The organism is Mesorhizobium sp. B2-3-12 (assembly GCF_006442205.1).
In the GTDB taxonomy this organism is placed as follows: Bacteria; Pseudomonadota; Alphaproteobacteria; order Rhizobiales; family Rhizobiaceae; genus Mesorhizobium.
The window spans coordinates 165,043-178,612 of the sequence record NZ_VFVR01000006.1 but is presented as its reverse complement, the minus strand read 5'-3'; the positions used below and the strand labels follow the sequence as shown (position 1 = coordinate 178,612).

The window sequence follows — 13,570 nt, the reverse complement described above, 5'->3', positions numbered from 1 at the left end:
TCAAGGTGAAAAACAAAAAATCACCAGGGCGACAAACGAGAGGCAAAGACAATGATCAATTCGCGTCCGGCGGCAAAGACCGCCAACGTTTCCGACGATCGCCGCGAGGCTATCCGTTCCCTGTACATGGAATCGCTGCAGCTGGTCGAGCGCCTGCACCGCCGTCTGCTTGACGTCATCAAGGACGAATTCGACCGCAACGGCCGTTCCGACATCAACGCCATTCAGGCGCTGCTGCTCTTCAACATCGGCAATTCCGAGCTGACCGCCGGCGAGTTGCGCTCGCGTGGCTACTATCTCGGCTCGAATGTCTCCTACAATCTGAAAAAGCTGGTCGATCTCGGCTTCATCAACCACCAGCGCTCGCGCATCGACCGCCGTTCGGTGCGCGTCTCGCTGACGCCGAAGGGCAACGAGGTGGCTGATGTTGTCGCCGGTCTCTATGAGCGCCATGTCGGCTCGATCGAACAGGTCGGTGGCATCAACACCGACGAGTTCAAGCAGATGAACCGCGCTTTGCAGCGCCTTGACCGCTTCTGGAACGATACCATCGCCTACCGGATGTAAGTCACGGCCGAAATCAGAGCCGCGCCGCAGAAGCGTGGCCAAACACGACCTCCAGTCAGGGCCGGTGCCGAAAAGCATCGGTCTTTTCTTTTCGTGTCTCCGGGCAAAGCAAATTACGGGCCAAGGCCACGTTGCCGCCATATTCCAATGGAACCGAGAGTGGTAGTGATGCTGTGGTGAAGACCATGCGTCCGCCCGCAATCCGTCTCGCTTTCGTGCGTTCTTTCGCCAATGTGACACGGACCATGGTTGGCTAATTGTTAAGATTGCCAATTTTAGAGTGCGGGCGAGATCGCCCGATGATCGACGCAGCAAGTGATCGAACCGCTACAAGAATGTCTGGAACGTCCATGAGAACCAGCCGCCGCTTTTTCCTTTCCGGAGCTTCCGCGCTCGCCGCCGCCGTGGTGGCCGGACGCGCGAATGCGCAGGATGTGATCGGAGATATCCTGAAATCCTCCGCACGCGGCAATTGGGACGATCAGTTCGACGCCCGTGCCAGCGAAGGCGGCAAAGTGGCCTCGACGCTGCCGATCTTCAGCCCGCAGACGGTTGCCTTCACCGAACAGGCAGTAGCGCAGTATCAGAACATTGTCTCGCAGGGCGGCTGGACGGATGTTCCCGCGACCAAGAAGCTTCAGCTCGGCGTCGACGACCCGGACGTGGTGCCGTTGCGCAAGCGCCTGATGGTTGCGGGCGACCTGTCGCAGAGCGCCGGCATTTCGACGGCCTTCGATTCCTATGTCGACTCGGCGGTCAAGCGTTTCCAGTTGCGCCATGGCCTGCCGGCCGACGGCTCGATGGGCAAATACACCTACGCCGCGATGAACGTGTCGGCGCAGATCAGGCTTGGCCAGTTGCAGACCAATCTGCAGCGGCTGAAGGAGAAGGCCGGCACGCTGGGCAGCCGCTATGTGCTGGTCGACATTCCGGCAGCGCAGGTCGAAGCGGTCGAGAACGACCGTGTCGTGCTTCGCCACACCGCGATCGTCGGCAAGATCGACCGCCAGACGCCGATCGTCAATTCCAAGATCAACGAGATCATCGTCAACCCGTACTGGAACGCACCGGTCTCGATCGTGCGCAAGGACATCATTCCGCTGATGCGGAAGGATCCCGATTATCTGAAGAACAGCCATATCCGCCTGTTCGCGCCCGATGGCAGCGAAGTCGATCCGATGAACGTCGACTGGTCGACCGACGATGCCGCCAAGTACCGTTTCCGTCAGGATCCCGGTTCGGAAAACGCCATGGCATCGGTCAAGATCAATTTCCCGAGCCCGGACGGCGTCTACATGCACGACACGCCGCAGCAGAGCCTGTTCGGCAAGATGATGCGCTTCGATTCCTCGGGCTGCGTGCGCGTCCAGAACGTGCGCGATCTCGTCACCTGGATCCTGCGCGACACGCCCGGCTGGGATCGCCAGCATTTCGAGGCCGCCATCAAGACCGGCCAGAACACGCCGATCCAGGTCACCAACCCGGTGCCAGTGCATTTCCTCTATCTGTCGGCCTGGTCGACCGGACCGGGCGTGGTCCAGTTCCGCGACGACGTCTACGCGCTCGACGGCGCCAGCGAGCTGCAGATCACGTCTTCGCTCTAACGTTCTGATATTTTTGAAAAAAAGCCGCTCTCAGGGCGGCTTTTTTGTTGCGGGCCTGCCGCCATTTCCAGCCGTCCGACCCGGCTGGTAGCTCCGGCGATTGCGCATGGTCGGTCAAACAGCCGGAATCGCGCCATGGACGTCGCCCTCTTCATTCTCGTCGTGCTTGTCTTCGTGGCGTTGTCGGGCGCGCTCGTCCGGCTGGTTCGGGTGCCGCTGCCGGTGCTGCAGATCGCCATTGGCGCGGCCCTCGCCTGGCCCGCTAAGGGCCTGCATGTCGAGATCGATCCGGAACTTTTCCTGCTGGTGTTCATCCCGCCGCTTCTGTTCGGTGACGCCTTCGCGGCGCCCAAACGTGAGCTCATCGGTTTGCGGGGGCCGATCCTCGATCTCGCCATCGGGCTCGTCTTCTTCACCATTGTCGGCTTCGGCTATGCCTTGCACTGGCTGGTGCCGAGCATTCCGCTGGTCGTCGCTTTCGCGCTGGCCGCCGTGCTGTCGCCGACCGACGCCGTGGCGGTGTCCTCGATCGTCGACAGGAATGTGGTTCCGTCCCGGCTGATGCACATCTTGGAGGGCGAGTCGCTGCTCAACGACGCGTCGGGCCTGGTCATGTTCCGCTTCGCGGTGGCGGCGGCGTTGACCGGCAGCTTCTCGCTCGCCGGAGCCTCGCTCGGTTTCCTCTACGCCGTCGCCGCCGGTATCCTGGCCGGTGTCGTGGCCTTGTTCATTGCCGCCAAGGCGTTGCAGCTGCTCAACCGCATCGGCGGCGTGCCGGCCGAGGCGCAGGTCCTGGTCATGATCCTGCTGCCTTTCGTTGCCTATCTCGGCGCCGAGCATGTCGGTGCCTCCGGCATCCTGGCGGCGGTCACCGCCGGCCTGCTGACCGGGGCTTCCGGCATGTACCGCTACCTCGGCGTGTCGGCGCGCATGCAGACCCTGTCATTGTGGGCGACACTCACTTTCGTCTTCAACGGCGCCCTGTTCATTCTGCTCGGCCTCCAGCTCCCCGACATCATCCGCAAGGTCCCGCCGGAACTGTCCAGCCGGCATTGGCTGATCGAGCCGGTGGCGACGGTGCTGATCCTGACGCTCTGCCTGATCGGGCTGCGCTTCCTCTGGATCTGGATCGGCGACATCGCCCAGGCGATCGCGGCGCGCCTGGGCAAGCGCGAGGTCGAGCCTTTCGGATTTCGCGTACGGCTCGCCGGCTCCGTGGCCGGCGTGCGCGGCGCCATCACATTGGCGGGCATCCTGTCATTGCCGCTGGCTTTGCAGGACGGCTCACCCTTTCCGGCACGCGACGTGGTGATCTTCCTGGCCGCCGGCGTCATCATCTGCTCGCTCGTCATCGCCAGCTTTGCCTTGCCCAGGATAGCGCGAGGCCTCGTTCAGCCGGGCGAGGATCCGGCCGCCGCGGAGGAGCGCCGGGCGCGCGTCGGCGCCGCCAATGCGGCGATTGCCAGGATCGAAAGCATCGCCAACGAGGCAGGCGAGGGCGAGGCGGTCGAGGCCCGGCTGGCCGTCGCCGACAGCATCGTCGCCGGCTACCGGCGGCGCATCGCGGCCTCCGACGAAGCCGACGAGGCCCGCGCCGAGGCCCGCGAAGCCGGCAGGCTGGAGCTGGAACTCAGGGCGGCGGGCATCGAAGCCGAGCGCTCCGCGTTGCGCGCGATGTTCCGCAGCCAGGAGATCAACGATCACACGATGCGTGCGCTGTTTTCCGAAATCACCTTGACCGAGGCCTTGCTGAAGCAGCGCCGGGACAGGAAATAGCGATCCGCCGCGATCCGTTGGCGCAAACCGGCCAGCAAATTTCGCGCCGTAAACGTGGCGAGGCCAAAACAACTGTGTTAATGGCGCGCCAGTGGATGTCGCCCCAAAAGTGAGCAGCGCTTTTTGGGACAGCGATATGTGTGGATAGTGATCCCAAACCGGAGGATTTTCAGGCCATGGCAACTGCAGCGGCGGCGTCGAACAAATTCGAATCCTTCTTCGAAACAACGCTGGAAGATGCCGATCCGGAGATTTTCGGTGCCATCCGCAACGAGCTCGGTCGCCAGCGGCACGAGATCGAACTGATCGCCTCGGAAAACATCGTCTCGCGCGCCGTGCTCGAGGCACAGGGCTCGATCATGACCAACAAATATGCCGAGGGCTATCCGGGCAAGCGCTATTATGGCGGCTGCCAGTTCGTCGACGTGGCCGAGGAACTGGCCATCGAGCGCGCCAAGAAGTTGTTCGGCTGCAATTTCGCCAACGTCCAGCCGAATTCGGGCAGCCAGATGAACCAGGCGGTGTTCCTGGCGCTGCTGCAGCCCGGCGACACCTTCATGGGCCTCGACCTTAATTCCGGCGGCCATCTCACTCACGGCTCGCCCGTCAACATGAGCGGCAAGTGGTTCAAGGTCGTCTCCTACGGCGTGCGCAAGGAAGACCACCTGCTCGACATGGACGCCATCGAAAAGGCCGCGCACGAGACCAAGCCGAAGCTGATCCTGGCCGGCGGCACCGCCTATTCGCGCATCTGGGACTGGAAGCGTTTTCGCGAGATCGCCGACGCGGTCGGCGCTTACCTGATGGTCGACATGGCCCACATTGCCGGCCTCGTCGCCGGCGGCGTGCATCCCTCGCCGCTGCCGCACGCCCATGTGGTGACGACCACCACGCACAAGTCGCTGCGCGGCCCGCGCGGCGGCATGATCCTGTGCAATGACGAGGACATCGCCAAGAAGATGAACTCGGCGGTGTTCCCCGGTCTGCAGGGCGGCCCGCTGATGCATGTCATCGCGGCCAAGGCAGTGGCCTTCGGCGAAGCGTTGAAGCCGAGCTTCAAGGTCTATGCCGAAAGCGTCGCCGCCAATGCCAAGGCGCTTGCCTCCAGCCTCAAGGAGACGGGCCTCGACATCGTCTCGGGCGGCACCGACAACCATCTGATGCTGGTCGACCTCAGACCCAAGAACGCCACCGGCAAGCGCGCTGAAGCGGCCCTTGGCCGCGCCAACATCACCTGCAACAAGAACGGCATCCCCTTCGACCCGGAAAAGCCCTTCGTCACGTCGGGCGTACGGCTGGGCACGCCCGCTGGCACCACGCGCGGCTTCGGCCAGGCCGAATTCCGTGAGATCGGCAAGCTGATCGCCGAAGTGCTGGATGGTCTCAAGGTCGCCAATTCCGACGAAGGCAATGCTGCTGTCGAGGCCGCGGTCAAGGCCAAGGTCGTTGCATTGACCGACCGCTTCCCGCTCTATCCCTATCTCGGTTGACCATCCTCATCTCGGTTGACCAGGCGCGAAGCGTCATCTTTTATCCACGGCAGTGCGTCACCCATGATCGGGCGACGCATGGAACTGGAGACTTGATGATGCGCGGTTTTTGTCTTGCTTCACTTGGCGCTATCGGTTGGCTTGCCGTTTGCGGGTGCGCCTTGGCGCAGACCGAGCCCGCTCCGGACATGCCTGCCACCAGCACTTTCGGCCGATGGACAACCATGGTCGATACGCTCGACACCGGCCAGGACGCGCACAAGACCTGCGCGGCTTCCACGGCGTTCTTCGATGCGGGCGGCAATTCGGGCACGCTGACATTGTCGATTTCGACCGGCGATGCGCTGCCGCCCGATGCTTATCCGGCGATCCTGATCACCATCGACAACAAGAGCCTGGTAACCGGCAAAAAGATCGCCGCGACCTTTGGTGATCCCGGCGTCAAGGTTTCGACGACGGTCTATTCCAACGACGCCGTCAACGGCCGTCCGAGCTGGACGATCGACAACCAGGCCAAGACAAGTCTCGCGCTGCTGCGCGCCATGCGCCAGGTTACCTCGCTCGATGTGGCTTTCGGCAAGCAGGCCGTCGCCAGCATACCGATGGACGGTTTCACGAAGGCCTATCGCAACCTCGGCGCATCTTGCGGCTTCCCGACCAAGGACGTTGCGCCTTAACGGCCTGGCCGGAGCAACTGCTTGCCGCGCTGGCAATCTTGCTCGCGCCTCGCTATCTCTGAGGCGCGGCAGGCCCCGGACAATACGGAACTGCTTCAAACCGCACCGGAAAGGCACTAAGCCTTTTCGCCTCACCAGATTCGCGAACCCAAGGCTTTCCATGCGCTGTCCCTATTGCCAGTCCGAAGATACGCAGGTGAAGGATTCGCGCCCCGCCGAGGACGGTGCGGCCATCCGCCGGCGGCGTGTCTGCCCCGATTGCGGTGGCCGTTTCACCACCTTCGAGCGGGTGCAGTTGCGCGACCTCGTCGTGGTCAAGAAATCGGGACGAAAAGTGCCGTTCGACCGCGACAAGCTGTTGCGCTCGGTCGAGATCGCCGTGCGCAAGCGCAATGTCGATCCCGAGCGCATCGACCGCGCCGTGACCGGCATCGTGCGTCAGCTGGAAAGCTCCGGCGAAACGGAAGTGGCCTCGGGGGAGGTCGGCCGGCTGGTCATGGATGCGTTGAAATCGCTCGACGATGTCGCCTATGTGCGGTTCGCCTCGGTCTATCGCAATTTCCGTGAGGCCAAGGATTTCCACGAGCTGCTCGGCGAGTTGAAGGGCGACGAAGACAAGAGTGAAGAGGACGCCGGCTAAGCATGGCAGCACCGCAACGCAGCGAGGCCGAACAAGCGGCCCTTGATCGCCGTTTCATGGCTGCGGCCCTGAGGCTTTCGCGCAGGAATGCCGGCCGAACCTCGACCAACCCTTCCGTCGGCACCGTCATCGTGCGTGACGACGGCTCGGGACCGATGATTGTCGGTACAGGCGTGACCGCGATTGGTGGCCGTCCGCATGCCGAGACCGAGGCGCTTGCCGAGGCCGGGCAACGCGCGCGCGGCGCCACCGCTTACGTCACGCTGGAACCCTGCGCGCATCACGGCCGCACGCCGCCTTGCGCCAATGCGCTGGTCAATGCCGGCATCGCCCGTGTCGTGGGTGCGGCCAGCGATCCCGATCCGCGGGTCTCCGGCCAGGGCTATGCCATCCTGCGCGACGCCGGTGTCGAGGTGGTTGAAAAAGTCATGGCCGCCGAAGCCGCCGAGCAGATGGCGGGCTATTTGATTCGCTCCCTGAAAAAACGCCCGGAAGTGATTCTGAAGCTTGCGCTTTCCAGCGACGGCAAGATCGGCCGGGAAGGCGCCGGCCAGGTCGCGATAACAGGCGACATGGCGCGCCGCGAAGTCTACCTGATGCGGGCCGAGGCCGACGCCATTCTGGTCGGTATCGGCACGGCTCTTGAAGATGATCCGGCGCTGACGGTGCGTTTGCCCGGGCTGGAGAACCGTTCGCCCGCCCGCATCGTGCTCGACCGCCAGATCAGGCTGCCGGAGGGTTCGAAGCTTGTGTCGGGCGTCGATCGCGTGCCGCTTTATGTCGCGGCTTGCCTGGAGGCCGATCCGCAGCGCCGGGCGGCACTTGAACGCGCCGGCGTGCGCTTCATCGGCACGGAGACGCACGAGGGCGGCGTGGCATTGCCGGAACTGCTCGAGGATCTGGCGGCGCTCGGCATGGCAAGCGTGCTGGTCGAGGGCGGCGCCAAGGTGGCGAGCGCCTTCCTGGCCGACGGCCTGGTCGACCGCATCGTGCTGTTCCAGGGACCGGAAGCGATCGGCGGCGACGGCATTGCATCGCCCGTCGACGCCGACCATATCCCGGCAGGGTTTCGCAAGCTGCGCGAGATGCGGTTCGGCGAAGACGGCTACGCCGAATGGATCAGGGATTTTCAGGGATAGCGATCGATGTTTACCGGGATTGTCACCGATATCGGCACCGTGGCCGCCCTCAAGCCACTGCGGGAAGGGGTGGGACTGCGCATCGACACCGCTTATGACCCCGAGAGCATCGCCATCGGCGCCTCGATCTCCTGCGGTGGCGTCTGCCTGACGGTCACTGCCTTGCCTGACAGCGGGTCGAACGCGCGCTGGTTCGAGGTCGAGGCTTGGGAGGAGGCGCTCAGGCTGACGACGGCGGCGGGCTGGAAATCGGGCACCAGGATCAATCTGGAGCGGGCGTTGAAGATCGGCGACGAACTCGGCGGCCACATCGTTTCGGGCCATGTCGACGGAACCGCCGAGATCGTCGAGCGCAGGGATGAAGGCGACGCGGTGCGCTTCACGCTGGAAGCGCCGCGCGATCTGGCGAAATTTATCGCGCCGAAAGGCTCCGTCGCGCTCGACGGCACCTCGCTCACCGTCAACAGGGTCGAGGGTGCCCGCTTCGACGTGCTGTTGATCCATCATTCGCTGACCGTAACCACCTGGGGCGAACGCAAGGCCGGCGACCGCGTCAATCTGGAGATCGACACCATGGCGCGGTACGCGGCGCGGTTGGCTGAGGCGGCGAAAGAGGGGCTGTGAGCCCTTGAAGTTGCCGGCTAATGGCCGTACATTGTCTTCAGGAGTAAAGACAATGACAGCACATGCTCGCCCTAGTCGCAGCCGTATCCGTGGCGAACGTCTGGAGGCACGCATCACCGCCGATCAGAAGAGCCTTATTGAACATGCCGCTGCCCTGCAGGGCCGGACGGTGACCGATTTTGTGCTGACCAGCGTCCAGGAAGCAGCCCGCCGAGCCATCGAGGAGCATCAGCGCCTCGATCTTTCCGTCCGCGATAGTCGCGCCTTCGTGGATGCTTTGATCAATCCTCAACCCGTGAATGATCGTCTGCGAGAGACAGTACGCCGCTATCGTCAAGCCACCGGTACCTGAAGGTGATCGGTTCGGTCGAGGGTGCTCTTCGGGTCGAGGTGCTTGGTCCGCGGCACGACAGGGCGTCTTTCGAGAGCGGCGCGGAGGCGCTTGATCGATATTTCAGAATGCAGGCCGGACAAGATGCGCGCAAGAACGTCGCGGCACCATTTGTTCTTGTTTTGCCGGACGGAACTGTGGCCGGATATTACACGCTGTCCGCAACCGCCGTGGCTATCGGCGATTGGCCGGCCCAAACCGTTCGCAAGCTTCCCCGCTACCCACTCATTCCGGCCACGTTGCTGGGGCGTCTCGCCGTTGATCGACGGTATCGGGGGCAGGGCTACGGCCGTTACCTACTGGCTGATGCTCTGTCCCGTTGCGTCAGGAGCGAGATTGCTTCGTTCGCCGTTCTGGTTGATGCCAAGGATGAAGATGCGCAGGGCTTCTATCAACGCGAGAGCTTTCTGCCGTTCCCGGACCAGCCGATGAAGCTCTTCAGGCCGATGACCGATATCGCTGAGCTGTTCAAATGAGGAAGCGACCGTGATGGAAAGCAGGAATTCCGACGAGGAAGAGCGGCTCACGCGGGATGCATTGGCCGATGTAGATGCCGGCCATGTGGTGGATCACGAAGCCGTTCTTGCCTGGGCTGAAAGCCTTGGTAAGGACTGCCCGGTCTCGGCGCCTTGCCCAAAGAGGGAATAGGCCCGACTCGCCTCCGGCAATCTTCCGCTTGCGATCAATCCGGCTTCGGCCTAAGTCACCGGCAACCCCCGGAGACTTCTATGGCTGGCACATCCCAACACGGCAAAGCCTTCATTCGCCCGAAGGCGAAAGCGCATTTGCTTATCATCGAGGCACGCTTTCACGACGACCTTGCCGACGCGCTGCTCGACGGCGCGACGAATGCGCTCGAGGAAGCGGGCGCGACTTACGACGTCGTCACCGTTCCCGGGTCGCTCGAAATTCCCGCGGTGATCACCTTCGCGCTCGACGGCATGGCCGAAGGCGGGACGGAGTATGACGGTTTCGTCGCGCTCGGCACCGTCGTTCGCGGCGACACCTATCATTTCGACATCGTCGCCAATGAATCCAGCCGCGCGCTCATGGACCTCTCCGTGCAGGACTCGCTCTGCATCGGCAACGGCATCCTGACCACCGAGAACGACGCGCAGGCATGGACGCGGGCCAAGCGCTCGGAAGGCGACAAGGGCGGCTTTGCCGCGCGTGCGGCGCTGACCATGATCGCGCTGAAGGAGAAACTGGGAGCGCAATCGTGAGCGAACCCGCTTCGCCAGGGCAGCCCGCGGTACGCCACGCCAACAAGCGCGGCGCCGCCCGTCTGGCCGCCGTGCAGGCGCTCTACCAGATGGATGTCGCCGGCAGCGGCGTGTTCGAGATCACCGCCGAATACGAGGCGTTCCGTCTCGGCAAGGAAGTCGACGGTGCGCTCTATCGCGAGGCGGACGCGCAGTGGTTTCGCGCCATCCTGGCGGGCGTCGTCGAGAACCAGAAGACCATTGATCCGATCATCCGACAGGCGCTGACCGACGACTGGCCGCTGTCGCGCCTCGATTCCACGCTGCGTGCCATTCTGCGCGCCGGCGTCTATGAGTTGATGAAGCGCGAGGATGTGCCCGTCGCGGTCATCGTCACCGAATATGTCGATATCGCCAAGGCCTTCTACGGGGAAGACGAGCCGAAGCTGGTCAACGCCGTGCTCGACCGTGTGTCACGCCGGGTGCGTGGCGAGGGCCGGGGCAAGGACGCTTCGTGACGGCCATCGCCGTCGAGGCGGGCAGGGAGGCGCGGCGCACCGCGCTGATCCTCGCCGCCTCGCAGGCGATTATCGGCTCGGCGGCGCCCATCGCCATCTCCATGGGCGCGCTGGCCGGGCAATATCTGCTGGCCGCGGACAAGTCGTTGGCAACCGCGCCGGTCACCGGCTACAACCTTGGCGTGGCGCTGGGCGCCCTGCCGGCGGCGGCCATCATCCGCAAGCTGGGTCAGCGCGGCGGCTTCATGACCGGCACCGTGGTCACCGCGATCGGCGGTTTGGTCGCCACCCTTGCGCTTTTCCATGCAAGTTTCTGGCTGTTCGCGTTCGCACTGCTCGTGCTTGGTGTCGGTGGCGCATTCGTGCAGCAGTTCCGTTTTGCCGCCGCCGACAACGCACCGCCTGAATTCAAGGCGCGCGCCATATCCTTCGTGCTGGCCGGAGGCATCATCACCGCCATCTTGGGGCCGCAGATCGTCATTTTCACCCGCGAGCTGTTCGCTCCGGTGATGTTTGCCGGGTCGTTCGCGTCGATCCTGGTGTTGGCCGCGGCGGGCGCCATCATCCTGTCGTTCCTGCGTTTGCCGGCCAAGGCCATTGGCAAGGTCGACAGTGTCGGCGGCGATACCAGGCCCTTGGCCGAAATCGTCACCAGGCCGCGCTTCGTGGCCGCACTGTTCTGCGCCGTCGGCAGCTATGCCCTGATGAGTTTCGTCATGACCGGCGCGCCGCTTGCCATGGTCGGCTGCGGCCTGTCCGAGGACGATGCAACGCTGGGCATCTCCTGGCACGTCATGGCCATGTTCGGGCCAAGCTTCTTCACCGGCTCGCTGATCCATCGCTTCGGCGCTGAGCGCATTGTCGCCATCGGTCTCCTGCTGCTGATCGGCTGTGCCATCGTTGCCTTGTCGGGCTTGGCGCTGTGGCAATTCTGGACGGCGCTGATCCTGCTCGGCCTTGGATGGAATTTCGCCTTCATCGGCGCCACCGCCATGGTGGCCGCCAGCTACCACCCTTCCGAAAAGGGCAAGGTCCAGGGCTTCCACGACTTCGTGCTGTTCGGCTCCGTCGCCTGCGCATCACTGCTGTCGGGGATGGTCTACAACGCCTGGGGCTGGACGATGCTCAACTGGATGATCTTTCCGGTCGCCGCGCTTTGCTTCGTGGCACTCGGCGCGCTGAAGATGACGAGCTTGCGGCCGGCCTGACGCCAGTTCGAAAGTTATGCGTCCGGCGGCAGAACCTGAAGCACCCGCGCTATGAACATGTGGAACTCAGCCATGTAGTTGCGCAGGAAATCCTCGGTGGACTCAACCGTCACCTCGCCATTGTCAGTGATCAGCCCCGGCGTGAACTGGATATAGGCTTCGGGCGCATTCATCTGGGGTGAGTTGCAGAAACTCAGAACGCTGCGCAGGCTTTGCTGGGCGACAGCGGTGGCAATGGCGCCCGGCGATGTTCCGATGACGGCCGACGGTTTGCGCGCGAATGAATTCTTGCCATAGGGCCGACTGGCCCAGTCGATTGCATTCTTCAGTCCGCCAGGGATCGAGCGGTTATACTCCGGGGTGACGAACAGCACGGCCTGGACGGAGGCGATCGCCTTTTTGAAAGCCTGGGCGGCCGGTGGGAAATTGGCATCATAGTCGTAACTGTAGAGCGGCAGATCCTTGAACGGGATTTCCGTCATTTCGAGTTCCGGCGGGGCAAGTTGAACCAGCGCCTTCGCCAGCTTGCGGTTGATGGATTCCCGGGCAAGGCTGCCGATGAGATAACCGACTTTGTGTATGGCCATGACACGCTCTCCGTGTTTGCCGCCCGCATCCCCGGCTGCACTATCCGCCGAATGTCGGCAGATCGCCAGCCTGCTGTCGCTGTCGGGCCGAAATCCGCGCGTCCGGAACAAAAATATTGCGCTGATCCCCCTTCTTATGAAACCGTGTGCCCCGACTGGCCGTTGAAGCCATGCTCATATGCGGCCACCGCATTCCGGTTCACAGCAAGGGGTTTTCACAATGTTTTCAGTCAAGGTTCTGGCCAGCGCGGCAATGGCGCTCGCCATCACGGCGGCGTCCGCGAGCGCTCAGGTGGTCGTCTCCTCGAAGATCGACACCGAGGGTGGTGTGCTCGGCAACATTATCCAGCTCGTTCTCAACGCCAACAACATCAAGACCACGGATCGCATCCAACTCGGCGGCACGCCGGTGGTGCGCAAGGCGATCACCGCCGGCGAGATCGACATCTATCCCGAATATACCGGCAATGCCGCCTTCTTCTTCGAGAAGGCCGACGATCCGGCATGGAAGGATGCGGCCAAGGCCTATGAGACGGCCAAGAAGCTCGACTACGACGCCAACAAGATCGTCTGGCTGTCGCCTGCGCCGGCCAACAACACCTGGGCGATCGCCCTGCGCAAGGAAGTGACGGACGAGAACAAGCTGGTCACGCTGTCGGACTTCGGCAAATATGTCGCCGGCGGCGGCAAGGTGGTGCTCGCGGCTTCCGCCGAGTTCGTCAATTCGGCGGCGGCTCTGCCGGCCTTCCAGACCACCTATGGCTTCACATTGAAGCCCGACCAGCTGATCACGCTCTCGGGTGGCGACACCGCCGCGACCATCGCGGCCGCCGCCAACCAGACCAGCGGCGCCAATGCCGCCATGGTCTACGGCACCGATGGCGGCATCGCCTCGTCAGGCCTCGTCGTGCTGACCGACGACAAGGGCGTGCAGCCGGTCTATCAGCCGGCGCCGATCATCCGCGAATCCGTGCTGAAGGAGCACCCGGAGATCGAGACGCTGCTGAAGCCGGTCTTCGCCAAGCTCGACCTCGTCACGCTGCAGGAGCTCAACGGCCGCGTCCAGGTCGGCGGCGAGCCGGTCAAGGGCGTCGCCGAAGACTTTTTGAAGAAGAACGGGTTTTTGAAGTAGCTGCGCGTCGATAAG

The 13,570-nt window shown here is 63.5% G+C and carries 15 protein-coding genes; 14 read left to right on the top strand and 1 reads right to left on the bottom strand.

Translation table 11 applies throughout. From position 1 onward, the window contains the following. The first annotated feature begins 51 nt into the window (after positions 1-51). The 13 genes from FJ948_RS18740 to FJ948_RS18675 all read left to right on the top strand — a co-directional run bounded on the left by FJ948_RS18740 (position 52) and on the right by FJ948_RS18675 (position 11,836). Positions 52-567 (top strand): winged helix DNA-binding protein, encoded by a 516-nt coding sequence (locus FJ948_RS18740; protein ID WP_013896002.1) that lies wholly within the window; start codon positions 52-54, stop codon positions 565-567. 350 nt (positions 568-917) lie between these two features. After that, on the top strand, positions 918-2,171 hold the full coding sequence (locus FJ948_RS18735) for a L,D-transpeptidase family protein (protein ID WP_140706923.1): 1,254 nt from the start codon (positions 918-920) through the stop codon (positions 2,169-2,171). Between the two features lie 135 nt (positions 2,172-2,306). Next, entirely contained in the window at positions 2,307-3,947 is a 1,641-nt protein-coding gene (locus tag FJ948_RS18730) for a Na+/H+ antiporter (protein WP_140706921.1), read from the top strand. 176 nt (positions 3,948-4,123) lie between these two features. Further along, entirely contained in the window at positions 4,124-5,437 is a 1,314-nt protein-coding gene (glyA, locus tag FJ948_RS18725; protein WP_140706919.1) for a serine hydroxymethyltransferase, read from the top strand. 98 nt (positions 5,438-5,535) lie between these two features. Beyond that, a complete protein-coding gene (locus tag FJ948_RS18720) occupies positions 5,536-6,114 on the top strand; it encodes a hypothetical protein (RefSeq protein ID WP_140707304.1) in 579 nt (192 codons plus the stop codon). Positions 6,115-6,274: 160 nt separating this feature from the next. Further along, positions 6,275-6,754 (top strand): transcriptional regulator NrdR, encoded by a 480-nt coding sequence (gene nrdR, locus FJ948_RS18715; protein ID WP_127281280.1) that lies wholly within the window; start codon positions 6,275-6,277, stop codon positions 6,752-6,754. Between the two features lie 2 nt (positions 6,755-6,756). After that, positions 6,757-7,893 (top strand): bifunctional diaminohydroxyphosphoribosylaminopyrimidine deaminase/5-amino-6-(5-phosphoribosylamino)uracil reductase RibD, encoded by a 1,137-nt coding sequence (gene ribD, locus FJ948_RS18710; RefSeq protein WP_140706917.1) that lies wholly within the window; start codon positions 6,757-6,759, stop codon positions 7,891-7,893. Between the two features lie 6 nt (positions 7,894-7,899). After that, positions 7,900-8,517 (top strand): riboflavin synthase, encoded by a 618-nt coding sequence (locus FJ948_RS18705; RefSeq protein WP_140706915.1) that lies wholly within the window; start codon positions 7,900-7,902, stop codon positions 8,515-8,517. A gap of 52 nt (positions 8,518-8,569) precedes the next feature. Then, entirely contained in the window at positions 8,570-8,869 is a 300-nt protein-coding gene (locus tag FJ948_RS18700; RefSeq protein ID WP_140706913.1) for a DUF1778 domain-containing protein, read from the top strand. A 2-nt stretch (positions 8,870-8,871) separates the two neighbouring features. Then, the gene (locus tag FJ948_RS18695) at positions 8,872-9,384 is read left to right on the top strand and encodes a GNAT family N-acetyltransferase (protein WP_140706911.1); all 513 of its coding nucleotides are present in this window, start codon (positions 8,872-8,874) and stop codon (positions 9,382-9,384) included. Positions 9,385-9,636: 252 nt separating this feature from the next. Beyond that, a complete protein-coding gene (gene ribH / locus FJ948_RS18685; protein ID WP_140706909.1) occupies positions 9,637-10,131 on the top strand; it encodes a 6,7-dimethyl-8-ribityllumazine synthase in 495 nt (164 codons plus the stop codon). Further along, positions 10,128-10,628, top strand: coding sequence for a transcription antitermination factor NusB (nusB, locus tag FJ948_RS18680; protein ID WP_140706907.1), 501 nt, complete (start codon positions 10,128-10,130; stop codon positions 10,626-10,628). The genes ribH and nusB overlap by 4 nt, the downstream gene beginning before the upstream one ends. Continuing rightward, the gene (locus FJ948_RS18675) at positions 10,625-11,836 is read left to right on the top strand and encodes an MFS transporter (RefSeq protein ID WP_140706905.1); all 1,212 of its coding nucleotides are present in this window, start codon (positions 10,625-10,627) and stop codon (positions 11,834-11,836) included. Before nusB ends, FJ948_RS18675 begins: the two co-directional genes overlap by 4 nt. 14 nt (positions 11,837-11,850) lie before the next feature. On the opposite strand, the gene FJ948_RS18670 is transcribed toward FJ948_RS18675, so the two are convergent. Next, positions 11,851-12,423, bottom strand: coding sequence for an NADPH-dependent FMN reductase (locus FJ948_RS18670; protein WP_140706903.1), 573 nt, complete (start codon positions 12,421-12,423; stop codon positions 11,851-11,853). A gap of 253 nt (positions 12,424-12,676) precedes the next feature. Here FJ948_RS18670 and FJ948_RS18665 point away from each other — a divergent pair, with 253 nt between their 5' ends. Continuing rightward, positions 12,677-13,555: an ABC transporter substrate-binding protein gene (locus FJ948_RS18665; RefSeq protein ID WP_246677555.1), complete on the top strand. Its 879-nt coding sequence runs from the start codon at positions 12,677-12,679 to the stop codon at positions 13,553-13,555. Positions 13,556-13,570 lie beyond the last annotated feature (15 nt).